The 24,189-nt window shown below is 59.9% G+C and carries 25 protein-coding genes; 2 read left to right on the top strand and 23 right to left on the bottom strand.

The features are described from left to right. A partial coding sequence (locus AC1D06_RS24120) for a M10 family metallopeptidase C-terminal domain-containing protein (RefSeq protein WP_477988337.1) occupies positions 1-363 on the top strand: 363 nt, incomplete at its 5' end. On the opposite strand, the gene AC1D06_RS24115 is transcribed toward AC1D06_RS24120, so the two are convergent. From AC1D06_RS24115 to flhA, 10 genes are all read right to left on the bottom strand, one after another. Next, the gene (locus AC1D06_RS24115) at positions 360-2,213 is read right to left on the bottom strand and encodes a tetratricopeptide repeat protein (RefSeq protein ID WP_477988335.1); all 1,854 of its coding nucleotides are present in this window, start codon (positions 2,211-2,213) and stop codon (positions 360-362) included. The two genes, AC1D06_RS24120 and AC1D06_RS24115, sit on opposite strands and share 4 nt — an antisense overlap. Positions 2,214-2,509: 296 nt before the next feature. Beyond that, entirely contained in the window at positions 2,510-3,409 is a 900-nt protein-coding gene (locus AC1D06_RS24110) for a bifunctional methylenetetrahydrofolate dehydrogenase/methenyltetrahydrofolate cyclohydrolase (RefSeq protein ID WP_477988333.1), read from the bottom strand. A gap of 126 nt (positions 3,410-3,535) precedes the next feature. Beyond that, positions 3,536-4,252: a hypothetical protein gene (locus tag AC1D06_RS24105; protein ID WP_477988331.1), complete on the bottom strand. Its 717-nt coding sequence runs from the start codon at positions 4,250-4,252 to the stop codon at positions 3,536-3,538. 103 nt (positions 4,253-4,355) lie between these two features. Next, positions 4,356-5,165, bottom strand: a complete 810-nt coding sequence (locus AC1D06_RS24100) for a WecB/TagA/CpsF family glycosyltransferase (RefSeq protein ID WP_477988329.1) — start codon at positions 5,163-5,165, stop codon at positions 4,356-4,358. A 434-nt stretch (positions 5,166-5,599) separates the two neighbouring features. After that, complete coding sequence (locus AC1D06_RS24095) at positions 5,600-6,160, bottom strand: hypothetical protein (protein WP_477988327.1); 561 nt, start codon at positions 6,158-6,160, stop codon at positions 5,600-5,602. A gap of 14 nt (positions 6,161-6,174) precedes the next feature. Further along, positions 6,175-6,564 carry a hypothetical protein gene (locus AC1D06_RS24090; protein ID WP_477988325.1) on the bottom strand — a complete coding sequence of 130 codons (390 nt, stop codon included), beginning with the start codon at positions 6,562-6,564 and terminating at the stop codon, positions 6,175-6,177. Positions 6,565-6,588: 24 nt separating this feature from the next. Next, positions 6,589-7,179 carry a rod-binding protein gene (locus AC1D06_RS24085; RefSeq protein WP_477988323.1) on the bottom strand — a complete coding sequence of 197 codons (591 nt, stop codon included), beginning with the start codon at positions 7,177-7,179 and terminating at the stop codon, positions 6,589-6,591. A gap of 85 nt (positions 7,180-7,264) precedes the next feature. Further along, positions 7,265-7,672: a hypothetical protein gene (locus AC1D06_RS24080; RefSeq protein WP_477884007.1), complete on the bottom strand. Its 408-nt coding sequence runs from the start codon at positions 7,670-7,672 to the stop codon at positions 7,265-7,267. 12 nt (positions 7,673-7,684) lie between these two features. Then, positions 7,685-8,431, bottom strand: a complete 747-nt coding sequence (fliR, locus tag AC1D06_RS24075; protein WP_477988321.1) for a flagellar biosynthetic protein FliR — start codon at positions 8,429-8,431, stop codon at positions 7,685-7,687. Next, complete coding sequence (gene flhA / locus AC1D06_RS24070; protein WP_477988319.1) at positions 8,428-10,518, bottom strand: flagellar biosynthesis protein FlhA; 2,091 nt, start codon at positions 10,516-10,518, stop codon at positions 8,428-8,430. Before flhA ends, fliR begins: the two co-directional genes overlap by 4 nt. Before the next feature lie 183 nt (positions 10,519-10,701). Here flhA and AC1D06_RS24065 point away from each other — a divergent pair, with 183 nt between their 5' ends. Further along, on the top strand, positions 10,702-11,787 hold the full coding sequence (locus AC1D06_RS24065) for a helix-turn-helix transcriptional regulator (protein ID WP_477988317.1): 1,086 nt from the start codon (positions 10,702-10,704) through the stop codon (positions 11,785-11,787). A gap of 12 nt (positions 11,788-11,799) precedes the next feature. On the opposite strand, the gene fliQ is transcribed toward AC1D06_RS24065, so the two are convergent. The 13 genes from fliQ to AC1D06_RS24000 all read right to left on the bottom strand — a co-directional run bounded on the left by fliQ (position 11,800) and on the right by AC1D06_RS24000 (position 23,884). Further along, entirely contained in the window at positions 11,800-12,066 is a 267-nt protein-coding gene (gene fliQ / locus AC1D06_RS24060) for a flagellar biosynthesis protein FliQ (protein WP_477884014.1), read from the bottom strand. Positions 12,067-12,139: 73 nt separating this feature from the next. Next, a complete protein-coding gene (flgD, locus tag AC1D06_RS24055; RefSeq protein WP_477988315.1) occupies positions 12,140-12,601 on the bottom strand; it encodes a flagellar hook assembly protein FlgD in 462 nt (153 codons plus the stop codon). Continuing rightward, a complete protein-coding gene (gene flbT, locus AC1D06_RS24050) occupies positions 12,592-13,041 on the bottom strand; it encodes a flagellar biosynthesis repressor FlbT (protein ID WP_477988313.1) in 450 nt (149 codons plus the stop codon). The genes flgD and flbT overlap by 10 nt, the downstream gene beginning before the upstream one ends. Further along, on the bottom strand, positions 13,038-13,385 hold the full coding sequence (flaF, locus tag AC1D06_RS24045; protein WP_477884017.1) for a flagellar biosynthesis regulator FlaF: 348 nt from the start codon (positions 13,383-13,385) through the stop codon (positions 13,038-13,040). The genes flbT and flaF overlap by 4 nt, the downstream gene beginning before the upstream one ends. A 139-nt stretch (positions 13,386-13,524) precedes the next feature. Continuing rightward, positions 13,525-14,592, bottom strand: coding sequence for a flagellar hook-associated family protein (locus AC1D06_RS24040; RefSeq protein ID WP_477988311.1), 1,068 nt, complete (start codon positions 14,590-14,592; stop codon positions 13,525-13,527). Positions 14,593-14,595: 3 nt separating this feature from the next. Next, the gene (gene flgK / locus AC1D06_RS24035) at positions 14,596-16,092 is read right to left on the bottom strand and encodes a flagellar hook-associated protein FlgK (protein WP_477988309.1); all 1,497 of its coding nucleotides are present in this window, start codon (positions 16,090-16,092) and stop codon (positions 14,596-14,598) included. Between the two features lie 23 nt (positions 16,093-16,115). Further along, on the bottom strand, positions 16,116-17,453 hold the full coding sequence (locus AC1D06_RS24030; RefSeq protein ID WP_477988307.1) for a flagellar hook protein FlgE: 1,338 nt from the start codon (positions 17,451-17,453) through the stop codon (positions 16,116-16,118). 120 nt (positions 17,454-17,573) lie between these two features. Then, positions 17,574-18,245 (bottom strand): response regulator transcription factor, encoded by a 672-nt coding sequence (locus tag AC1D06_RS24025; protein WP_477884023.1) that lies wholly within the window; start codon positions 18,243-18,245, stop codon positions 17,574-17,576. A 281-nt stretch (positions 18,246-18,526) separates the two neighbouring features. Beyond that, on the bottom strand, positions 18,527-19,105 hold the full coding sequence (locus AC1D06_RS24020; RefSeq protein ID WP_477884025.1) for a transglycosylase SLT domain-containing protein: 579 nt from the start codon (positions 19,103-19,105) through the stop codon (positions 18,527-18,529). Next, positions 19,032-20,552 carry a flagellar hook-length control protein FliK gene (locus AC1D06_RS24015; RefSeq protein ID WP_477988305.1) on the bottom strand — a complete coding sequence of 507 codons (1,521 nt, stop codon included), beginning with the start codon at positions 20,550-20,552 and terminating at the stop codon, positions 19,032-19,034. The genes AC1D06_RS24020 and AC1D06_RS24015 overlap by 74 nt, the downstream gene beginning before the upstream one ends. A 1-nt stretch (position 20,553) precedes the next feature. Continuing rightward, the gene (locus AC1D06_RS24010; protein ID WP_477988304.1) at positions 20,554-21,876 is read right to left on the bottom strand and encodes a chemotaxis protein; all 1,323 of its coding nucleotides are present in this window, start codon (positions 21,874-21,876) and stop codon (positions 20,554-20,556) included. Next, positions 21,876-23,258 (bottom strand): MotB family protein, encoded by a 1,383-nt coding sequence (locus AC1D06_RS24005; protein WP_477988303.1) that lies wholly within the window; start codon positions 23,256-23,258, stop codon positions 21,876-21,878. Before AC1D06_RS24005 ends, AC1D06_RS24010 begins: the two co-directional genes overlap by 1 nt. Continuing rightward, on the bottom strand, positions 23,255-23,884 hold the full coding sequence (locus AC1D06_RS24000; RefSeq protein WP_477988301.1) for a hypothetical protein: 630 nt from the start codon (positions 23,882-23,884) through the stop codon (positions 23,255-23,257). The genes AC1D06_RS24005 and AC1D06_RS24000 overlap by 4 nt, the downstream gene beginning before the upstream one ends. Positions 23,885-24,189 lie beyond the last annotated feature (305 nt).

Genomic DNA, 24,189 nt, shown 5'->3' with positions numbered 1-24,189 from the left:
GGCAAGGACACGCTCGTCGGCCGGGGTGGCGCCGATATGCTCACCGGTGGTGCCGATCAAGACACATTCGTCTATCAAAAAACCTCCGATAGTGTTGGCAAGCAGCACGACATGATCGACGTCTTCATCTCGCACGAGGACAAGATCGACCTCTCGGCGCTGCACCCTGACACGGGGAACGATAAATTCAGCTTCATCGGAGCGAAGAAATTCAGCGGCGATGCCGGCGAACTACATGTCGTGATCGACAAGAGCCATGCAACGGCGATGATCGAGGGCGACCTTGACGGTGACAAGAAGGCCGATTTCCAGATCGAATTCGACCATTTCACCAATATCGTGAAGGGCGATTTTATCCTCTAACCGGACCTGCCACCCGACACGGCACGTTTGGTCACGACTTGCGCCTCGGCGATGCCGTCCGCCACCCGCCGCGCCAACATCTCTTCGAAAGCTGCCTTGATGCGCATGACGTGCGGTGTCTTGTAGTCGAAGCCTTCATTGTGCAAGTGGATCAGCATCGAGGCGTTGACCTCGAACACCAGCACCTGCCCCTCGCGATCGAGCGCGCAGTCGATACCGAAATAGTCGAGGCCGATCCGGCGCCGGATCGCGTCAAGTGTCGCCATCGCCTGCGGCCCGAATGTGCGTTCGGGTGCGTCCAGGAAGGCAGCTTCCTCGGCGCGCATCCATTCGAATTCCGCCATGCGGGTTGACGCGTGATGCACCTTCCAGCCGTCGCCGATCGCCAGATGATAGGGCAGGATCTCGTTGCCGGCAAAGATGAAGCGATACTTGCGGAAGAGGCCGTCCGCCGAGCTATAGTCGACATAATCCGTGAGATAGAGAGCCTCGTCACCCGCTTCTTCAGCGAAAGCGAGAATCTCATGCTGCGAATGCAAAAGCTCCATGCGATCTCCGCCATGGGTACCCGCATGGCGGACGATCACCGGCAAGGCGATATCGGCACCTGTTCGCATCTGGGCGGCGAGCGCAGGCGCTGCGATGCGCGTGGTGGCCGGCATAACTGCGCCTGGCAGGTCCTTAAGCCGTTCCGCGATAGAGGCGCGGTCGGTGGGCAGGATCAGCCGCGGATGGTTGACGACGGGCTTTGTCAGCCGGTCGGCGAAAACGGCGAGCGGACCGATGATCTCGCGGCCGAGATCGGCATCCGACACGAGGTTGACGATGACATCGGCGCCAGCGTCGAGTTCGGCCGGATCGTAGTTGTAGCCGGGCAGGACGAGAACGACATCGGCATCGTAGCCGCCATTGATGATCAGGTCTTCATAGGGCGTATTGCCGGCAAGCGGGGAGAAGAGCAGCAGCGCCTTGAAGCGAGCCGGGCTGCGGGTCGCTTTGTGGCGACGTGCCGGCCCCTGTTCGGCGACGCGGGTGAGCGTCGCGATCGCGGCATTGCCCTGTCCGAGCCCATGTTGGAGTGTGCCGCAGAGCAGCAGCGCCTCGCAATTGTCAGGCTCGATCTCAAGCGCGGCGCGCACATGGGCGAGTGCCTCGTCCTCGCGTTCCGCCTGTTTCAGTGCATGGGCCTTGTTGCAGAGACTGCAGAAATTGCTCGGCTCCTGCGACAGGACCATATCGTAGATGGCAATCGCACTTTCGGACTTATTCTGCTTCGATAGGAGATTGCCGAGTTGCAGCAGCGCATCGACATCCGGCGAAATCTCGCAAGCGCGGACCGCCGCGGCGACAGCACCAGGAAGATCGCCTGTCGCGTCGAGCACGGCGCTACGCCTGGTGTGGGCGAGCGCGTAATTTCCTTGAAGTTGGATCGACCGGTCGAGGCACAGAAGCGAGTCGCGAAACCGCCCGAGCTCGAAGAGCACGGACCCCAGATGATACCAGAGTCCAGCGTCATCGCCTCGGGCAGTCAGGGCCGCATCGTAGCATTCCGCCGCGCGCGCCATATCGGCAGTTGCCTGGCAGGCCATGCCGAGTCCTGAAAGCGCCTGTGCATCTCCCGGTTTGAGGACGAGCACTGCTTCGAACCAGCCAATCGCCTCATGCGATCGATTGGTCGTGAGAAGCAGATAGGCCAGCGTGCTGCTGGCGACTGGATGCGCGCGTACGCTCTGCGGTATGGACAGCAGCGCGGCTGCTGCTTCGGTTTCCCTGCCGGCATCCATCAGGCTTACGGCCTGTGCCAGCACGGCTTGAAGCGACGGAGAAGCGGCGACGGCCGAAGAATTCATGGGAGCCTACCCCTGACAAGAGAGCGTCGAACATTCGATAGACGATCTAGGCGCTTCGAGGCTTGTCCTGGGCTGGTCGCAGGCGAGAGTGAGACGTTCAGACGCATGATGAGCGACAGGCAAATAACAAGACGGCCGAAGGATTGCTCCCCGGCCGTTAGCTAACGGGCGCGAAGGCGGCCCTCATTTCTGAGGCACGGGCTTGTCGAGTCCGCGCTTGTGATCGTCGGACGGCCACCCAAAGGAGGGCAAAATGATCGATCAGGCATCCCTGCCGCGCGGTCTGGTGCCCGAATTCAGAACTTGGGGACAGCCTTGCCGGCCTTGCGATGGGCGGCGATGACCGTGTTGGCCATCAGCATGGCGATGGTCATCGGGCCGACGCCCTTCGGCACCGGGGTGATGGCGCCGGCCACCGGCTCGCAGGAGGCGAAGTCGCAATCGCCGACGAGCTTGGACTTGCCCTCGCCCTTTTCCGGCGCGGCAACGCGGTTGATGCCGACGTCGATGACGGTGGCCCCGGCCTTCATCCAGTCGCCCTTGACCATTTCSGCGCGGCCAACGGCAGCGACGAGGATATCGGCGCCGGCGCAGACCTTGGCGAGGTCCTTGGTGCGTGAATGGGCCATGGTGACGGTGGCRTTGCGCGTCAGCAGCAGTTGGCCCATCGGCTTGCCGAACAGGTTGGAACGGCCGATGACGACGGCGTTGAGGCCCGAAAGATCGTCACCGTGGATGATGCGGATCAGGATCAGCGCGCCGGCCGGGGTGCAGGAAATCAGGCCGGTGTCGATATCGCCGGTGGCAAGCTTGCCGGCATTGACGACATGCAGGCCATCGACGTCCTTTTCCGGCAGGATCGACTGGATCACCGGTTCGGAATTGAGGTGCTTKGGCAGCGGCAGCTGCACCAGAATGCCGTGGATSGTCGGATCGGCATTGAGCTGGGCGACGAGCGCCAGCAGCTCTTCCTGCGTYGTATGYTCAGGCAGCGAATGCTGMACGGAYTTGAAGCCACATTCCTTGGCCGTGCGGCTTTTGGCGCCGACATAGGCCTGGCTGGCCGGATCATTGCCGACAATGACCACCGCAAGTCCGGTCTCGACGCCCGTCTCCTGGCGGAGCGCGGCGGTGGTGGCTTTCACCTGGTCGATGACAGAAGCGGCAATTTCGGTGCCGTTGATGATCTTGGCCAATTGAAGTTCCTCCACCCGAGCGGTTGTTGCGGCGCGATCCTAACGACCGTCTTCCGGACGCAATAGTCTTATCGCGTCCTGGATCGCCGCACTTTCAACAGCACTTAGAGGCAGGCGGGTTGGAAATCAATCATTGATCCTGCGACGCGAGAGCGCGGCAAGGCGTTCGCGCATGTCGGCGAGATCGCGTTCCAGCCGGCGCAATTCATCGTCTTCGCGCGCACGAGGCCGCGAAACGGGCGCCTCGACCCTGGCCGGCGGCGTGGGTGCGGTCTGGCGCATCTGCGATGCGGCGTTTGCCAGATCCACGGTCATAGCCTGGAAGGCGCCGATCGTCTCCTTGAGAGCCGCCGTGAGCGCGAGGGTGTCTTCGCTTGGTCCCGCCTGGCGAGGCGCGACGGGCTCGTGCAAGAAGCGCTTGGCGGCCTGGCCGATCAGATGCACCGCCTCGACGAATTTCGCGAATTCAAGACTGCGCTCGGCCTCCGTGGAAATGGCAGCCATTTGCAGCGGCGCAGAGACGGGGCGGGACGGATAGACACGCGCCGGAACGGGTACTTCGGCTGTAACGACAGGCTGCGGCAGGCGATCCGGCTGACGTTTCAGGATCGACTCGATCTGGGTGGAGAAGGGTTGCTGTCGCGGCGCTTCGGCCTCGGCGCGCGTGGCTGCAAGGCGGCTTTCGAGCTCGGCGAGCCTTTGCTCCAGCCTTGCGGCACCTTGTTGCGGCGCCAAGGCGGCGGGCGGCGTCTCCTTGTCGTCGATATGATCGAGAAGCGAGCGGCGGTTCATATCCCTGCCCTGTCTGTCGTTGAATTCGATCGTGGCAGATACGCGCCGCACAGGGAGCCCGCCTGCGACTCGCGCAGGCGCATGGTGAGGGCTCGCGGCACCCTAGGCCGGCATGGTTAACCGAAGCTTAACACGTGGAACCGGAGCAGGCGCGTCAGGCAGGCCGGGTCCCGGCGACCGCGCGCAGTGCCGCCTTCGCCCAATAGTTGGACGAATGGCTGAGCACGTGCCAGAAGAAAACCGGGCCGCCAACGAAATAGCGGCTGGAGAGGCGGCGTGGCTCCTGCATGACCCGATAGAGCCATTCCATGCGCATCCGGCGAACGACCATCGGCGCACGCGGCACCTCGCCGGCGACGAAATCGAACAATGCGCCGACGCTCATCACGAGGCGCGCATGCTCGGGACGTATATGCCGTGCGACCCATTTCTCCTGCTTCGGCGTGCCCATGGCGACGAGCAGGATATCGAGCTTGTGCTGTTCGATGAGATCGGCGACCTCGGCTGATTCCTCTTCGCCGAAGAAGCCGTCATGAACCGCGATGAATTCATGCCACGGCGCATGCGCCTCGAAATTGTCGCGCGCCTTGTGCAGCGTCTCCGGACGGGCACCGAGCAGGCCGACGCGCTTGGGCGTGGTCATATAGGTCAGGAGCGCGGGAACGAAATCGGTACCGTTGAGATTGGCGGGAAACATCCGTCCGCAGGTGGTCAGCGAGGCGAAATCGACACCGATGCCATCAGGCAGTACGACATGGCGGTCGAGCGCCCTGCGGAAGCTCATATCGGTGCGCATGATGTTGGCGTTGTGGGCGTTGAGGAACGCGATCATCGTCTGGCCAACCGGCATGTCGGCCAAAGTGCTGGCGAAATGCAGCGCTTCCGCCCAATCGAGATCACAGACCGGCAATCCAAGCACTTCCCGATTGGAGGCGAAAAGAGCCATATTCGAAACGACATTCATTCCCGACTCTCCACACAGGCTGCCGGGGGGTGGGAGAAATCCGGCAGGCAGGCTTTGAGACCAACTGAGCAAGCTCCGTGCCATGCATGCGCATTGGCCGTGCCCCGTTGGTTTCACCCGCGTGGGGAAAGTCATAGCAATTGCGACTGAAACGCCCTTTAAGTCATTCAATCAAAAGCGAAATCCGGCTTTTACCGGCAATTAACCTGATCACTAAACAATGATATTTTTCAAGGAATTAGTAGAAATCATCTGGGCTCGGCGACGACTATTATTTGCGATCGAAATATAAGTGTGCCGGATATATTCCGGCGAGGGTGTGCCAGATCGAAAAATCGTGAGCAAGACTGTATGATTTCGCCACAGTGCGGGCCGAAATGGAACCGTGAGTAATCGCCGGAAGAACCGGTTTTCGGTCCACCCGCATCGCTTCGTTAATGCTCTTTGTTGGCGTCCGCCGAGGAGGCTTGTTTGATATCGGTCGGCGGCTCTTCCTCGACAATCTTCTCGCCGCCATTCTTGAGGCTGGTCTTGTTTTCGCGGCTCGCCTTCAGGTCGTCCTTGGAGAGATAATCGACCTGCTCGAAGATCACGTCCATCACCGCATCCGTGCCAAGGCGCTTGTTGAGCGCCCCTTTGACCCGCTCGCGGAACGCCTTGACGTCGAAACCGCGATTATCCTTGACGCGGATCAGCCTATCGCCAATCAGCGCGGTATAAAGTTCGTCCGTCAAAAGTGCGGGAATCGGCAGGGCCATGCCGACCATCTTGTTCTTGTCGACGACATAAGAGGTCTTGGTGATGAAATAGCCGACGACATCCCCGCCTTCCAGCACGGGGAAAGTCACCATCTCGCCACGCACCAGTTCTTCCTGGGCTTTCTGCTTGGCAGCCTCCTCGGCAGGGTCGACAGGCCTGGACATCTGGATCGAGGCATAGACCGATCCCAGCGTGACGACCGCCACCCAGACGCCGGTGAGGATGAGTTTCAGCATCGGTCAGACCTGTCCTAGAATTCGCCGTGGCGGAACTGTTCCTGGGTATAGGTGCCGTCGCCGTCGCTTTCCTGGGCCGCATTGCGCAGAATGTCGGTCACCGTGCGCACAGCATTGAGATGCGCCTCCAGCTTGCGGGCATTGAGCAGGAGCTTCTGCTTGAGGAATTTCATCTGCGACGAGAAGCCAGTCGGAAAGTCCGCCTGGCTGGTGTCACGGCAGAGTATCGTCAGTTCGTAGAGGCAGCGGCTCTTATGCGCATTCGACGCCTTGATGTCGAATTTCGCATCCGTGCCGATCCGCTCGTTCTCGTTGTCGATGATCAATTCCAGGCGATCGAGAACGGTCTGCAGCCGTACGTCCCTGAAATTCTCCTCGGTCACCACCATCGCTATTCCGTCCATTCTCTAGCTGTGCCGGCCATCCGTTCAGACGGCGGCAGCGGTCGTGTCTTTCTTGTCGTGCCTATCGTGCTTGCCGTTCTTCAGGGGCTGGGCGCCCTGGATGAACTTGTCGAGCACGTCCATCTGCTTTTCGTCGATAATCTGGGTTGCCATATGCAGGCGTTCGCCGCGATTGTGCTCAACGGCTTTCTTGTCGTGAGTCCGCGTCGAGCCGTGTTCGGCAAGGTTCTCGGCAATGCCGATGCCACCATTCTTGGAGATTTCGTCGGCGAGCTTTTCAGCCATCATGCCTTTCCAGATCTCACCCGTGGCGCCCTTGCCGTAGATTTCGTCGCTGTCCGGCATCATCGATTTGAGGAAGTTCGACAGCACCATGGATTCGAACTTGCGATAGGCCGGCGGGACATCTTTCTTGTGCAGCGCGTTGAGCTTCGTGCTGTCACGGATATGCTCACGCGCGACCGTCGCATCAAAGGAACTGTCGGTGCTTGCCAGACGCTGCGCGTTTGTCGCCGCCTGTCCGGCCTTCAGCTTGGCCTGCGCCTCTTCCAATTTGGAAGGGTCGGCCGCCTTGACCACGTCGAGAACGATATCGCTGGGAGGATTGATTGCCATGGATGTCACCGAATAAGGGCCGTAGTGGCCTTGCCGCTATCATCGTTGTTCAAGCTTGACCGTACCTTGCAGGCCGACGGCCGGATCAAAGCGCGTCCGGCTTGAATTTCAGCGCGATCTGCTGGTCGAGAACGTCGTAGACCGCTGCGTCGTCGGCTTCGCGCCGCTCGTCGTCGCGTGCCTCCTTCATGCTCTCCTCCAACCGGTCGCCCTTGGTGCGCTCGCGCATCATCCTGTTCTCGTGAATCTGCTGGACGGTTTCGAGATGCTGGTCCTTGGCCGTCAGCCGGCTGATCTGGCCGGAATAGAGCCCGGCGAAGATCTGGTGGACGGAATTGAGCGAGCCGATCGCCTCGACGACCGCATTCAGGTTCTCCTGGACGTCCTGCCGGGCGCGGGTGGTATTGGCGAGCTCGACCTCCGCCATATGTTCGAGATGCCGCTGCACCTTGACCAGTCTTTCGAGCTTGTCGGACCGAGAGCGCCGGATCATCAGGTCAATTCCTCATTTGAAAATCTGGCTGAAGGCGTCGCCAAACAGCGTTAGCATCGATACGATGCCGAAATAGAGCAGAAGCACGCCACCCACGACCTGATACGGCGTGGAGATGAAATAGACGGGAACCACGGGGGCGAGCTTGTTGATGAAGCCGATCGCCATGTTAAACAGCACGTTGAACAGGATGAAGGGGCTGGCCAGCCGGAGCATCACCGTGAATGTCGCGGCCAGCGTATCGACCAGCGACACCAGCGCCTTTTGCGCATCGAAAGCGTCGTTGACCGGCCAGATTTTGTAGGATTGCGCCAGCGCCAGGAAAAGCTGGTGATGGAAATCCAGCATGAACAACACCATCAGCCCGCCGAAGGTGATGAGATTGGTGAGCTGGCCTTCTGCCGTGTCTTCGAGGATGTCGCCGGCCGGCGGGGTATTGAGGCCGATCATTTGGGTAATGACAGTGCCGAGGAACTGCAGACCGAGCGCATAGAAGCGCGTGATCAACCCCAGCACCGTACCGATGAAGATTTCATGGAAAATGGTCAGGATATAGATCGGCGTCGAGGCATGAACCTTCGGATAGATCGAATCCCACATCAGCGGCAACAGTGCCAGAGACACGGTCATGGCGACGAACAGCCGGACCGTCACCGGCACCCGCGCCGTCGAGAAACCCGGGACGACCATCAGGCATCCGGCGACGCGGCAGAAAGCCAGGAACAATGCCAGGACCAGGGACTCTGGATCCTGGATCATGAAATCGTCCCGAGGATCTTGATTTCGATGCCTTTGGCGAGTTCGACATGCGACAGAACCGGCAGCGTCGCGAACAATCGCTCGATGATCATCCGCACATAGGAACGCGTTTCCGGCGACGTGACGAGCACGAAAGGCAGGCCCCGGTCGAGATATTCGCGCACCACCTTGGTTGCCTGGTCGGAGAATTCTTCCAGGTGGCGCGGGTCGATGTCGAATTCGACGATTTCGCCCTTGGCGTCGCGCTTGATCGCCTGGTGGAAGATCATGTCCCACTTGTTGCCGAGCCGCAGCACGCGCAACAAACCGTTGTCGGAGAGATCGCCGCAGATCTGCTGCGACATGCGCACACGCACATGTTCGACGATCTGCTCGGTCTTGCGCACATGCGGCGCCAGTTCGGCCACCGCTTCGAGGATGAGATGCAGGTTGCGGATCGAGACGCGCTCGGCCAGCAGCAGCTTCAATACGGCCTGAAGGCCGGAATAGGACATATGCGTCGTGCAGATCTCGTCGGCGAGCTTCTTGTATTCGGGGTCGAGACGATCGATGAGGATCTTGACGTCCTTGTAGGAGAGAAGCTGCGGCAGGTTGTTGCGGATGACTTCCGACAAATGCGTGAGCACGACCGAGACATTGTCGATCGGGTGGAAGCCTTCGCGCTTGAGTTCTTCGGTGAAGGTTTCGAGCACCGAATAGGCTGGCATGCCGAAAGCGGGCTCGCGGACATCGTCACCCGGAACGGAGGGCTTGCGGCCGCCGCCGGTGATAACAAGCACTTCGCCGACGCGGAGCAGGTTCGAGGCCACCGTCGTGCCGTGGATGCGGATATGGTAGGACTTGTCGGGAATGCCGAGCTCGTCCGAGACCTTGATTTCCGGCACGACGAAACCGTACTGGCTGGCGAATTTCTTGCGCATCTTGCCGACGCGGAAGGCGAGCTCCTGGTGGGCACCGAGCAGGCGGGTCGAGACCTGCTTGCCGAGCGCCAGCTCGATCTCCGGCGTCTTCAGCGCCTGCTTGACGGAGTCCTTGTCCTCGGCCTTGACCTCGGAAGCCTTCTTCTGCTCCTCGGCCTGGCGCTTGGCCTGGTTCTCCGCCTCCACGCGGCGCGGAATGACCCAGCTGCCGAAGGCCATGATGCCGCCGAGGGTAACGAAAGGAATGAAGGGCAGGCCCGGTACCAGCGCCAAAATCAGCACCAGCGCCGAGGCCATGCCGAGCGCGCGCGGATAGCCGCCAAGCTGATCGATAACCGCCTTGTCGGTCGAGCCCGTCTGGCCGCCGCGCGAAACGAGCAGGCCGGCGGCGAGAGAGATGATCAGCGCCGGGATCTGCGAGACCAGGCCGTCACCGACCGAAAGCTTGACGAACACATCGGCCGCTTCGCCGATCTGCATGCCATGGCGGAAATAGCCGATGATGATGCCGCCGAAGATGTTGATCGCGGTGATCAGCAGGCCGGCGAYGGCRTCGCCGCGMACGAATTTCGARGCACCGTCCATGGCGCCGAAGAAGGAGCTTTCGTCCTCCAGTTCCTTGCGCCGGCGACGGGCTTCCGATTCGTTGATCATGCCGGCCGAAAGGTCGGCATCGATCGACATCTGCTTGCCGGGAATGGCGTCCAAGGTGAAACGCGCGCCGACTTCGGCGATACGCGTCGCGCCCTTGGTGATGACGATGAAGTTCACCACCACCAGGATCAGGAAGACGATAAGACCGATGACGAAGTCACCGGACATGACCAGGCCGGCGAAGCCGGCGATCACATGGCCGGCCGCCTCGTGGCCTTCATTGCCGTGGCTGAGAATGACGCGCGTCGTCGCGATATTGAGCGACAGTCGCGTCATGGTCGCGATCAGCAGGATGGTCGGGAAGGACGAGAAATCGAGCGGCTTCTGAATCCACAGCGCCACCATGAGGATGAGCACGGAGAATGAAATCGAAAACGCGAGGCCCAGGTCGATGAGAAACGGTGGTATCGGCAGGAACAACGTCGCCAGGATGACGACGATACCGACGGCAAAGCCGATATCGCGCCCCTTGGACGCAATTTTGGGAACTGCAAGTGACGTTACATCCGCCATAAAATACCCGCCTCATCATGAGCCGTATTGCTAGCCCTGCCATGCTATCGGCCGAAGCTTGCGCGAGGGGTACGTTGACGAGATGGGGCGGGATGGCACCGGCGCGGTCATTTCAGCTGGTCGCGTCTACAACCGCTTTGACATTGCCTGCCGCTCGACTATATTTTTTGCGGAGATCACCCGATGTTTTCGCAAAAATTCCTCGATCAAATCTACGAAGCCGCCTTCAGACCAGAGCTGTGGAAGGATGTGCTCGACGACATGGCACGGCAGACCGGTGCGGTCGGCACGCTGCTGCACGGGTCGAGCGATGTAAAGCACCGTTCCATCGCCTCCGACACGCTCGGCGAGCTGATGGAGCAGGCGCCGAAATGGGGGAATATCAACGCCCGCAGCCAGCTGTTGCTGACGCTTCCCGATGCGCAATTCCATTCCGACATCGACCATTTCAGCGAAGAGGCGATGCGCGAAGACTGGCTTTACCGTGATTTCCTCTGGCCGATGGGTCTCGGATATGCCGCTGCAACCCATATCAAGATCCCCAATGGCGACACGCTGATCCTCTCCGTCGAACGGGCGCGCAGCAACGGCCCGTTCAGCCGCCAGGAGGTCGATGCGCTCACCGGCCTGCGCCCGCATCTGGCCCGTTCGGCCATGCTGGCCTCGCGGCTGGAATTCGAACGCATCCGCGGCGCCAATCAGGCCATGCAGATGACAGGCCTGCCGTCGGCCGCGATCACCGCCCAAGGCGAGGTGATCGACTGCAATGACCTGTTTTCGGCGCTATCGGAGCAGATGCTCGTCGGTGCTCGCGACAGGCTGACGCTCGCCAATGTGGCGGCGAATACCGTGCTGCAGTCCTGTCTCGAGGAGATGCGAAGCGGCAGTGCCGACACGGGGCAGGTCAGCCGATCGCTCGCGCTTCCCCGGACCGCGGTCTCGGAGGCGGCGATCGTTCATCTGCTGCCGGTGCGAGGCGCCGCACGCGACCTGTTTTCACGGGCAGCACTGTTCATGGTCGTCACCCCAGTCGCCAAAGCCAACCTGGCGCCGAGCGAGATCATCCGCGGCCTTTTCGACCTGACGGTCATGGAAGCAAGGGTCGCGCGCGAGATCGCCACGGGCAAGGAGCCAAGCATGATCGCTGTGGAGTTCGGAATTTCCGTAGAGACGGTGCGGGCGCATCTGAAGAGCATTTTTGCCAAGACCGGCTTTTCGCGGCAGGCAGACCTAGCCGCCACGATCGCCGGCATCCGCACCTTTACCTGAACCGATGACAGGTCAGAATCCGCTCTGAACGCGGGAGAAGATCATGTTGGTGAAAATGGAAATCTGCGAACCGATGAACGGAGCCGAGATCGCGACTGCGGCGAAAACCGCAAGGATTTTCGGCACGAAAGTCAGCGTGATTTCCTGGACCTGGGTCAGCGCCTGCAGGAGAGCCACGACCACGCCAACGATCATCGCCGCAAGCACGGCCGGTCCCGACGCGACCAGCACGGTCCAGATCGCCGCCTGGACCATATCGAGTGCATCTGCCTCATTCATCGAGGTTTCCTCGCTTCAAATAGTGCCCCGAGGATCATCCTCCGGGATAGCTCCAACTCAGGCAATCCAAAAATCACTTGGACGTGCTGGATGTATCGGTCGCCGCGATCTTGATTCCGGTCTCGATGGCAATAGTCTTACCGTCTGTGGTGGTCGCCGTCGAGCCGTCCGATTTGATGTCCACCGAGGCGACCACGCCGGTCGTCTTGCCATCGGCACTGGTGATCGTCTTGCCGATCATCTCCGTGGCCTGACTGAGTGAGGTCTGCGAGATCAGATCTTCGAGATGCGTATTGGTCTTGATCGACTGCTCGACGTTGGAGAACGAGGCGAGCTGAGCCATCTGCTGCGTTGCATCGACAGGATCGGTGGGATCCTGGTTCTTCATCTGCGCCACGAGCAGTTGCAGGAAGCTGTTGTAGTTCAGGGTCGCATCCTTGCCATCGGAAGCGGCCGTGGAGGTGCTGGTATTGCTGGTGCTGCTCGTCGTGTTGGTGGTGTTCGTGGTGACACCGGTAACGCTGTCTACTGCCATGGGGCAATCTCCCTGCGGATATGTTCGCGGACTGCCGGGGTGATTTCCTGGGCAGACAGGATTTTTTCTTCGATCGGATAAAGCGCCCGGATCGCCTTCAGTGCGTCGAACGGCCGGCCGGAGGTGACGATCGCATCGATGCGCTTGAGCTCGGCGAGGATTTCCTCGTTCTGGAAGCTCGCGAGCAGCATGACGATCGACTTGCGGAACATCAGCCGTGACTGTTCGGCGCCTTCCGGATTGATCAGCATCATCTGGACGATGAAATAGAGCTGCTTCAGCGGCGTTGTCGCATTTTCCGGCTGCAGGACGTGGTTCTCCAGCAGGAAGGTAACGTCATTCAGAAATTCGACGGCGACTTTGCGATCCACCCGCAGGACAGCCCCGTTGATGAAAATCCGCTCGCCCGATTTAAGCGATATGCGCAAAGTGCTCTTCATTTCAATCCATCCCTGATGATGGTTATGATATCAGCGATACCTTTGAAGTTATGGGATTCCCTGAGCCGGATCCGGTCGATTTCCTTGAGAATCCAGATCCCGATGGAAATCAGGTCGGCTCTCAGATTCAGCGGCAGCTGGTTCTCGTCGTTCCTGAGATCGTCGATGAACGCGACCCATACACGGCGCGTATAATAGAGCGCTTCGACCGCCTCCCGCGAATCGCGCCCGGCGCTCGTTGCAGATCGCAGGAGGACGATGGCGCGGTCCAGGACCTGCTTTTCACGCTCCCGCGAGTCGGCGACATCATCCGCCATGATCTCTGCATAGGAAAACTGGTACATTCAGTCCCTCTTATTCCGGTCATTCTTTGAAGCGTATCCGCTTTGCCTGAACCCAAGCTTACGCTTCATTGTTTTCTGTGTTTCGTCCCAGTTCGATATTATTATCGGAATACAACGGGTTAACCCGTCGCCTCTCCGATCAGAGGTCGTTGACGAGGCTCAATTGAGAGAGCCGCGCCGTCAGATTGTAAGAAATTTCCATCTGGTTGGTCAGCGCGGTGATCTTGGTCGAGGCCGCATAGACATCCACGCCTTCGAGGCTGTCGAGATTGATCTTGACGATGTCGACCTGCGCCTGCAGCGTAGTGTTGGCGAGCGACACCCGGTTCTCCGAAAGGCCGAGTTGGGTCCGCTCTTCGTCGATGCCGTTGATCGCCTTGCCCATATAGCCGATGGCAGCGTCACTGACGACCTGGCGCGTTTGGGCGCCGAACGGCAGATGCAGCAATTCAATGCTGACGACCGCCGCCATGGCCATATTCTTGAATCCGTCATTGTTGGCGGACGACGACGTCTGCACGACCTCGGTCTTCGAGATGCGGCTGGTCATCGGGTCGTCTGAAGATTGCGACCAGTTCGTGTTCCAGGCGTAGTTCGATGACGTCGGGTCGGTGAACATCGGCTCGACGACAGTGGTGAGAAAGCCCTGCATCTGCGTCGGGTCGATGTTTGCCGCGGCAGGGTCTGTCTGCGCAAACCCGAAATAACCGAGGAATGCATTGTCGAACGCCGTCTTGGCGCCGGTGTCGTCCGCCGAATAGTTGCCCAGCGGCTTGACATCGGTGTTGACGCCCGAGAGCACATATTCGCCGTTGACCGACGTGTTGGCCGCGTCGGTGAACTGATCGAGCACGTCCTTCATCGTCGAACTGGCGGTGGTCAACTGCGTATTGTCATCCGAGCCGGAGAGCGCCACGAGCGTGTTGAGGCCGGTCTGGGCGGCATTGGCGATCGTTTCCAACGCACCCTGCGTCGATGACAGGCGCTGCGTGACGACCGAATTGGTCGACATCAGATTGCTCATCATATTGACGTCGCGGTGCAGGTTGAGCGCGCGCGAGGTTGAGCCGCCCAGCACTTCGCCGATATTGTTGTAGCGGCCGCTGACGACTTCCTTCTGCGCATCCACCAGCTCGTTCTGCACCTGGTTGATCGTCGTGCGCATCGAGTTGCTGACGGCAAGGCTGGATATGAATGAGGTCTTCATCTATCACGCTCCTATGGCAGCGAGCAGCGACTGCATCATCTGGTCGATGGCGGTGACGAGTTTACTCGACGCCTTGTAACTTTGCTCGAGGTCGAGCATTTTCGACATTTCCTCGTCCAGGCTGACGCCCGTCGTGTTGGAAAGCGCATCCGAGACGCGTGTCAGCTGCGCGGTCTTGTTGTCCTTGGCGGCAGAACTCTCCGAAATCATCTGCTCCAGCCATCCGACCGAGCCGGTGGCATAGTCGCCGATGGTGGCGCTGGCATCGAGCAACGTCGCTTCATCGAAGGGCTGATCCGCCTCGAAACCCTGCACATAGCCGTCAAGCATGCCGGAATAGCCGGCGTCATTGTTCTGGTTGCCGTCATAATCCGTCGATGCAATGCCTAACCCGTCGACATCATAGCCGCCGTCTCTGAGCGCGGTCGGCTCGCCACCGAGGCTCTTGACCAGGCTGTCGTTGACCTTGATCTCGGCCGACAGGCCGGGCACCACGGTGCCGGCCGCCGGCAGCGTATCGCCGGCCGCGTAACCGGAATAGGTGAAGAGGCCAGGGATCGGATCGACGCCCGACGACGTCTGGTCAACCTGAGCGAACATGGTGATCAGCCCGCGCGCCGTTTCGTCAAGCTGTGACTGGTAGGTCGGGATCACCGAGTCGCGTATCTGCAACAGCGCCTGCAGGCTGCCCTTGGCGGTCGTATTGCCGTCCTGCCCGGCGGTCACCGGCACGCCGTCGATGATGACGGGATTGCCGGTCGTGTTGGCGTCGAAGGCTGCGGTCGGCGTGAACAGGATCTTGCGCGCCCCGCCGTCGTCGAGCATGGCGCCGTCGCTGGTATAAAGCATCATGTCGTTGTCGCCGCGCGTCACAGCGCGAATGCCGACGATCTGCGAGATCTGCTTGACGAAGCGATCCCGCATATCCAGTTCGTTATTGATGTCCTTGCCGGTTGCCGTGCCAACCTTGATCGTGGCGTTGACATCGTCGAACTGCTTGAGCAGGCCGGTCAATTGCTCGACCTGGGTGCCGATCTCCGTGTCGACGTCGCCGCGCATCGACTGGATTTCCGACGAGATGTTGTTGAGCGAGTTGGACACATCCTGCGCGCTCGAAACCACAGTCGATGCCAGCGTCGACTCGTTCGGCTTGGTGGCATAGGCTTGCAGGTTGTCGCGCAGGGTCGCGATATAGGTCGACGGCGACGTCTCATAGTCGTTGCCGCCGAGAAGCGAACGGATGCGCTCCAGCCTGTCTTCCAACGTCGTCTGGGCCGAAGAATCGGCGGTGGCGAGCATTGTCTGCTTGATCAGGCCATTGTCGTAGGCCCGATCGATCACAAGTTTCTGTGCACCCGAAGAGTCGATCGTCAGCGTGCCGGAGCGACGCGAATAGTCCTGGTTGGATGCATTGGCGATATTTGTCGCCACGGCCGAGCTTTGCAAGCCGGTATTGGAAAAGATCGATCCCGCAGTGTTGAGCGCGGCCGTCAGCGACATTGGACGTCCCTTTGCTTAAATTACTACCGCTTCAGATTGACGAGGACATCCAGCAGGTCGGAACCGGTCTGGAATACCTTGGAGTTCGCGGTGTAGGTGCGCTGCGACGAGATCATCGTCGTCAACTCGCCGGCGAGGTCGACATTCGAGCTTTCAAGCGCACCGGAAACGATGTCGCCGAAACCGTTGCTTCCCGCAAAGCCGAGAACCACAACGCCAGAATCCGTGCTCGGTGAGTAGACGTTGCCGGAGATGACGTTCATGTTGTCGGGGCTTTCGACATTGGCCATGCCGACGCGATAGATCGGCAGCAGGTCGCCGTTTGCATATTGCGCCGAGACGATGCCGTCCTTGGAAATCTGGACCTTGTCGATTTCGCTGGCGCCGTTGCCGTCGACAGAGGCATCCTGAACCGAGAACTGGTAGTTCAGCTGCGTCATGTTCGAGAAGTCAATGGTGAAAGCACCCATGTTCGTGATGCCGCCAGAGGCGATCGTAAGACTCGTCGGGGACGCTGTGCCGCTACCCGTGGTGGTCGTGCCATCGTCTAGTTTGCCTGTGCCCGGATCGAAGACGAGCGTATCGGTGGCCAGCGGGCTGTCCAAGGCACCAGTGCTATCCGTGTAGGGGAACCCTCCGGTGGAGGAATCGGCATCGGCCTGATTGAAAACAGACGCTTCCCAAGAGGGTGGACTGTCCGCTGTCTTGGTAAAATAGATGTCGAGCAGCACTTCGTTGCCGAGCGAATCATAAGCCTTGAGCGAGCTTTTGCTCGTATAGGCAATCGGATTACTTGCGGAAGCGTTGGAACTAGGCAAGTCATTGACGGAGGTATCGACGGCAGTGGCGGTAGAATCCACATTGGCCGAGAACGTGGCAGCCGTGGATACCGTCGCCTTCAGCGAAGTAGCGCCAACCGAAATCGGAACGAGGCCGTTATATCCATTGACCACCGGAGTCGGATCGCTCGATGTGTAGGGATAGCCCATCAGCGTATAGCCGGCCGCATTGACGAGCTGGCCTGATGCGTTCGGCACGAAGGAGCCGGCACGCGTCAGATAGGGTGTGCCGCTGGGATCCTCTACGACGAAGAAACCGTTGCCGCTGATGGCCATGTCCGTCGAGGACGAGGTGTAGGTCAGCGCGCCCTGCTGATCGATCGAGTAGCGGACATCGGTGTTCACCGAGCCCGAATTGTAATTGCCGCTGATCGAAGGCAGCAACAGGGACGAGAATTCGGTCGAAGCCGACTTGTACCCTGTTGTGCTCGCATTCGCGATGTTGTCAGACACCGTGCTCAAACGGCTCGCCTGGGCATTCATGCCCGACGCGCCGGTGGTCATCATACCGTAAAGGCTCATGTCGGATCCTCGTTTCCGTATTATTTACAGACTAGAGGACGTGCCTTGCGTGAACGTTGCGACCCGACAGATATCCACTGAGGGAGCCGCGCCCGTCCTCATGCGGGCACGTCCCAGGGGTCACTGCCAATCGATGCAGTAACCGAGGAAGCGCTTGGAATCGATCGGGTCGAAACCCAGACGCTTCCGCAGCTTCTTGCGCAGCTTGCTGATGTGGCTTTCCACGACGTTCTCCTCCACATCTTCATCGAAGATGCCGTAGATCGCATTGAAGATCTGCGTCTTGGAGACACGCCGGCCACGGTTGGAGACCAAATATTCGAGGATTCGCCGCTCCCGCCGCGGGAGTGGGAAGACCTCGCCACTAATTTCAGGATCGCGACCGTCCGAGAACACCCGGACCGCGCCGATATCCGTATAGTTATTGGCCGTCTTGTGGCGCCGGCGAATTGCCGCCGCCCGCGCCAGGATTTCACGCGGGTGCACAGGTTTGCGCACCACGTCGTCGACACCACAATCAAAGAATGCAAGTGTCATTTCGAGAGAGGGCGAATCAGAGACCGCAATAACCGGCGCCTGGCTTCTGTCCCTGATCGCTTTCGGGAGATCCAATGAGAATTCGGATTGCCCAATCAAAAAGGCTTCCACGGCCTCGATATCCGTGTCCGCCGCAGTATTTACCCACTCGCCGAATTCACCGGGATCGAACCCGGTGGAGGGCACGCCCTCTCTGCAAAAAAGTGAGGTATAACCGTCCTTTACGAGCCTACGCTCGTCTACCACCACTATCATCGTCCGCCTCCGAATCAGTGTAGTGTTTCAACGACTTATGAGTACGAATCCCTGGACTCAGCGTAAACTACATATAATTGTAGGTGGAAATTAACAGTTGATTAAGAATTTGGGGCGATTTGACCTAGATATAGTAGTCACCACATAGGGACGGCACTATTTTATAGAACCAAAAGTTAACACATGGTTAACGCGCGAAAATACCCCCCTTGACTCGCAGGACGCGTCCGCAATCTCGCCACAAAGAATCCATGACGAGTCGGGGTGGATTTGTGCAATTTTCAGTTGTTGCAGAAAATATATGCCGCGGGCGTCCACTTGCCATAACCCGTCGCCACAAGGTTTGAAATCACCCTGCAGACATACTGTTTCTGGGCAGGATCATTGTCAGGCCCGGCATGATATCGGGCCACCGCCATCGTCCATGTAACATGCTTCGCATGCAGCGCTGCAAGGAATTTCGCGGCGTATTCGACGTTCTTCTTCGGGTCTAGCATTTCGGCAACACCGGCGAATTGCTCCCCATGGTAATGATGATTGATCTGCATGCAGCCGAGGTCGATCAGGATGGCGCCTTCGCGTGAGGCTTCATCGAAAATCTGCTCTGCCTCCTGTTCCGAACCGGCAAAATAGGCCTTGCCTTCGACGTTGAGAGACCAGGGCTGCAGCGATCCTTTCTTGCCGGTCTCCGTCAGTCCGACCGAGTAGAGGATGCCTTCGGGAACCTGGTATTTTTCCGCGGCCGCCGAGATTTCACGTTCGCAGATCCCGGTCGACGCCCGGGCGTCAGAGATAGAGATTGCCAGAGCGGGTATCGTCAGTGCTGTTGCCAGTGTCGCCGAGAGATGCCGTCCGCTCATTGCCCGTCCAATTGTTCTGGTTGGCGTTGCGCCGCGCGCTGTCGTCGCGCTGGCGCGCCGTGTCACCCTGGCTGCCGTCCTGCAGGCTCTGCTGGCCGTTACCGGACTGGCTCTGGTTGCCACCCGTCTGACCGCTGTCGGCGCGCGTTGAAGGCGCCAGTTGGATCGACACCTGGTCGATCGAGAAACCGTGCTCCTTCAAGGCCTTGACGAGGCCATCGTGATCCTGGGAGAGCTGGCGATAAGCATCCGCGGTTTCGACCCGAACCTCCACCGAGAGCTCGTCGCCCTTGAGCCGCAGCGATGCCGTCATGTTGCCGAGATGCTCGGGGCTCATCTGCAGCTTGAGCGTATTGACCTCGGTGGCGGTCGCGTGCTGCACGCCACCCGCCTTCGCGTCCTGGAGAAGCTGTGTCAGCGACGGGTCGGATTTGATGGCATCGCTCAGCGCATTGGCATTGGAGCTTGTCGAAGCGTCGTTCGAGAAGCCGAGATAACGACGCGCTTCAAGCACCGTGACGAAATCCGGCCTGTCGCCGCTTGTACTTTTCGTGCTGACGGAGTCCTTGTCCTCAGAGAGTTCGACGTCGGAAGTCCGCACCTTGTCATCCAGCAGAACCGTCTGGATCTTGGGCGTGTCGTCGGACTGCGTTGTTTCGCTGTCATCCGAGTTGTTGGTGCCAACATTCTGCATCGCCGCAGCCTGATGCGGCGCCATCTGGACGACAACAGCAGTATCGGCCCTGGAGACTTCCACGTTCGCGTCGGTCGATAGTTCCGTCTTGAGGTCCGTGGCGCTTGCGTCCTTTGCATCGTCCGCCTGGCCGTCGGCCTTGTCCTTGCGGACAGACTTTACATCCGCGCTGTCCTCGACATTGTCGTCGCCCGCAACAGTCTGCGCCGGCTCGAGCATGGCGCGCAATTCCTGCGCAGGATCGGAATGAGCCTTTGCGTTCGATATGACAGCTTTGTTCGAAGCCGCCGGCTTCGTGTTGTTCCTCGCAGCATTTGCCGTCTTGTCGTCCGCCTCGTCTGCGAGGTCGGCGGCATCATCCGCGAGGTCGACGGCATCATCCTGGTCTGCCGTCTGGTTTTCAGCCTTGCCCTTCAACAGTTGCTGCAGATCGCCCGAGAGGCTTATCCGGCCTTGTTGCTGTCCCGCCGCGTCGTCGGCAGCGTCCTTGCCGGTTGCTGTGGATGCATCGGCAATGGCTGTTCTGAGATCGATCTTCGGAAATTTGGGATTGACCAGTGATTTCTCATCGTCGGCAGGGTCGTCATTGGCATGCTTGCCGGCACTCTTTTGACCGGTCTTCTTGCCTGCGGCGCTGATGAGATCGTCGAAACTCTTGGCATCGTCGGCGTGGCCGTGGCCATGCCCGCTGTTCTGCTTGCCGTGATGGGACGCCTGGGCTGCGACAAGACCAAGTGCGGAAAGATCGATCATCTTAATTGCTTTCACTGTTCAACAGTGCATCGATATCATTGAGCTTGGCGCGGCTCAGCCCGACAAAATCCTGCGACTTGCCGATCTGATCATCCAAGGCTTGCTTGCGAGTTCCCGCCTTCCCGTCGACAGGGCTGTCGTGGCCGGTGGGTGTCACCGCGGCTGGTGTCGTGGAAGCGGTCTTCCCGGCGTCCAGGACACGTTGGGACATCATGTCCCTGTACTCCTTGTCGACCATATCCCGCTTCACTTGTGTCAGGCTTTCTTCGCTTGGCGGCCCCATGACGTCCTGCGCGACGATCTGCGCCGCATCCCTGAGGAAGCGATCCTTCGGGGACAGGTCCTTGTCGGCCAGCGAATCCAGCTTGTCGAGAACTTCGGCGATATTGTCGCCGGGAATATTGACCAGGCCGGAATAGAGATCGGCGAGCGCCAGTTGCGAGCCGTCGCCAGGCAGCGACAGCTTGCGGGCGGCATCGGCCGCGAAGTCGGCAAGTTTCTTGTCGGCGAAGATCGCCGCACGCCGCGCGAGCCTGAGATAAATCTCCCGCTGGCGCCGACGCTCGACCAGTGACAGCACCTCGCTGATTTCAGATGGCGGCAGCGCATCCTGGTGGTCCAGCACCAGCTGGACGAAGACATCAGCAAACTGCGACGCATAGGGAGAGGTCATGAACCGCCGCGCGTAGCGTCGGGCATAGGGCAGCGCCTTGGCGGTATCGCCCTTGCGCGAGGTGATCATCAGAGCCCGGCGCAGCGCCGCCTCCTCGACGATCGTGCCGGGTTCGGCAAGCCGCGCCCAGTCGAAATATTTAAGCGCTGTCGCTTCGTCCTTTTCCATCAGAGCGTTCGCACCGATCAACTCAAGATAGGGTCCGATCTCTGAATAGCGGTATTCGGGCACGATTTCCTTGAGCTGCCGCAAAACAGCTTCGCCTTGGCCGCTGAGATAACGGCGCAGCACGCTGGTGACGCGGATATCGAAATTGCCGGCAACGTCGCGCTCGGCCAAAAGGTCGAGTGTCGCCGGATTGCCGCCGCTCATCGCATAGATCAGCGCTGCGTCGACATTGCGGGGATCATCGAAGACGCTCGGATCGGCCGAGCGCAGCCGCTTGTCGACCTCTTCGAGCAGGAAGCGCTGCATATCGATATCGTCGAGATTGCCGGAAATGACGGAATCCTGCACGTCCTGCAGGGCTCTGACCATCTTATAAGGCGGCACTGCATCCTTGTCGTCGCCAGCCGCATGCGTAGTCATGGGCAAACTAACGCCCAAGGCAAGCAGCAGACCGACCCTGGCGAGACGTCCCGCGTTTGCCATCAGCCATTCGCCTGCAGCAGAATTTCGATACGTCGATTGCTGGCGTCCAGCGGCTTGCCGGGAAGCTTCAGCCGGTGATCGGCAAAGCCGGTGATCTGGGAAATCCGGTTTTCCGCAACGCCACCCATCTTGAGGATGAAATAGGCGCTCTGCGCACGATCGGCCGAAAGCCGCCAATTGTCATAGCCATTGGTCTTGTAGGGGCGCGAATCCGTATGTCCGCGAATGGCGATCTGGCCCTGACGGCTCTTGAGCAGCCTGCCGATCTCGGCAATGGCAGTCACCGTTTCCTTGGTCGGGACGGCCGAGCCCACCTGGAACATCGGCGTCTTGACTTGGTCGGAGATGCTGATCAGCACCCCACCTTCGGACGGGGTGACCACCAGGCCCTCTGCCAGATAGCCGATCTTGCCCTTCAGGTCCTTCCGCAGCTGGGTCTCGAGCTGTTTTGCGAGTTGCGTCGATTCTGCGAGCTTCTCCGCATCCGTCTTGCCGTTCTTGTCCTTGTCGGTCTGGCCATTCTCGGTGAGCTTGGTCTTGCCGTTCTCGGTGACCGTGGTCTTGCCATTCTTGTCCTTGTCGGACTTGCCGTTCTTGTCGGCATCGGTCATGCCGTTCTTGTCGGTCAGGCCTTCGCCGGGGCTCAGATTGCCCTTTACCTTGTCGCCCTTGTTGGACTTGTTGCCCTTGTCGGCCTGGCCGGTGAAGGCAGAGTCGGTTTTCTGGGCGTTCTCGATCGCGCCGTCGCCAGGAAGGCCGGAGATCTCAGCCGGCTTGTCGGACTGATCGGCTGCGTTCGTGCTGGAAACTTCGACCTGCTGGGTCCAGAAATCCGGGTCGAACGGGTCGCGATAGGCCTTGCCGCCCTCCGCACCGGTCGCCGGACCGGCATCTTTCTGGCCCCCCTCGCCCTTGTCGCTGACATTGGCCTGGGTGTCGGTCTGCTGGGCGATCTCGGCGATCACGGCATAGGGGTTCTCGAAATAGTCGGCGTCGGAATATTTCACTTCCTGGCCGGCGGTCGACTTCTTGTCCTTGCCCTCGTCGGCCTGCTCGCCGGGTGTGCTTTCCTTGCCCTTCGACTTCGACTTGTCCTGGTCGTTCTCGCCTTGGGCGTCCTTGGCCGGCTTCTTCAGCCCCTTCGAGGCAGGCTGCGGATCGGTGAGCTTGATCGGGTTGAAATAGCTCGCGACGGCGGCCTTCGTCTCCTCATTGGCGGCATTGACCAGCCACATGATCAGGAAGAAGGCCATCATGGCGGTCATGAAGTCCGCGTAAGCGATCTTCCAGGCGCCACCGTGATGGCCGTCGTGCTTGCCACCATGCCGCTTGACGACGATGATTTCATTTTTGCCGTGGTGATGGCTTTCGGCTTCACTCATCCGGTCACCTCAGAAAGCGCCTGCGCCCAATTTGCCAATCGGGTCAGGAGCACGGTGTCGTTGATCTCGACAGAGATGTCGGCCGAGCTGTTCTCGATGAAGCGGCTCTCGATGCCGTCAATGTCCAGGAGCGGCTTCAGCCGGGCATAAAGCCGCTCGGGCCCGCGCACGACGACCGTCGCGACAGCGCTTTCGGCCAGCGCCTGGCGAACGAGATCGGCCAGTTGCCCGATTGCCTTGCGCGCCACCTGCTCTTCCATGACCGGCAACAGCACCTGAAATGCCTGTTCAGAAAGCGTCTGCGAGATCATCTGGGTCATCTCGTGAAAACGGGTATGGATCATCCAGATCGTCTCGCTTTCATGCGCGTCCGCCAGTCCCTGGAGCTGCAACGCATGCGCACCCTTCAGCAGTTCAAGGTCTTCCTCGTGCTTGGCCTGGAAATAGGCCTCCGCTTCGTCATAACCTTCCTGATGTGCCTCGCGCCGTTCGGCTTCGACATCGATCTTCGGCTCGGAAACGAAATCCAGATCAGGCATGGGTGCCCCGGAAAGCGCGCTGAGAAAATCGTTGCCGACCGGCGCGGCCGGAGCAGGCGCGCTGAAATCCTTTAGGTATTTCGTCAACATGGCATTCATTGCTAAGCCGCCGGGACTGGAGGGGAACGATGGCGCATCGACCAAATCGAACATGTCGCCGCACGGGCAAAAGGCTAGTGGCGCAATCTTGCGCGAAAATGAATGCGTTGGGCCGCGTCAGGGCAATAACGCGACCCAACTTTCCGAAACCGCGCCGATGACCGGCAGCGCGGCGGAACCTGAATATTTTCAGGGCTTTGTGGCGACGGCCCCTTCCCCCCACGGAACGACGGCCGCGCCTGGTCACCTCACCGCCGGAGCCATGTCCGGCCAGGCGGTCGCCTTGACGCGCT

Source organism: Rhizobium sp. P2_G2, assembly GCF_056403555.1.
This window is presented reverse-complemented; position numbering and strand designations above follow the sequence as displayed.